Here is a 557-nt window from a genome sequence, read left to right on the forward strand (position 1 = left end):
ATACTTACATCTACTGTCGTTTGTCCCGCTGGGATCGTTGCTGTTACGGTCGTAGTGGTATAATCATCTGGATTGGTCGCACTGTTATCTGTGGTAGTGATACTTACTACGGTATCTACACTAGATGGATTGTCTATGCTTACCGCTACACTTGCTGTTCCTGCATCTTCTGCAACCGTTACATCACCTACACTCATTGCTGGTGTATCGTTATCAGTGATCGTTACTGTTCCACTATCTGTGGTATTGCTCGTGTTCCCACTTGTTACAGTTCCATTTACAGTGAAGTCCTCTGTTGGTTCTCCGGTAGTATCATCTGTAATTGGAATACTTACATCAACTGTCGTTTGTCCCGCTGGGATCGTTGCTGTGACTGTGGTCGTGGTATAATCATCTGGATTGGTCGCACTGTTATCGGTTGTGGTGATACTTACAACGGTATCTACACTACTTGGATTGTCTATGCTCACCGCTACACTCGCTGTTCCTGCATCTTCTGCCACCGTTACATCACCTACACTCATTGCTGGTGTATCGTTATCGGTGATCGTTACTGT

The 557-nt window shown here is 45.2% G+C and carries 1 protein-coding gene; it reads right to left on the reverse strand.

Annotated elements, in window-relative coordinates; translation table 11 throughout:
• Positions 1 to 557, reverse strand: a 557-nt coding sequence (locus Q0845_RS27700; RefSeq protein ID WP_298521204.1) for a Calx-beta domain-containing protein, incomplete at both ends; no start/stop codon positions are given.

The sequence above is a fragment of the uncultured Kordia sp. genome (genome assembly GCF_947489565.1).
GTDB lineage: Bacteria > Bacteroidota > Bacteroidia > Flavobacteriales > Flavobacteriaceae > Kordia.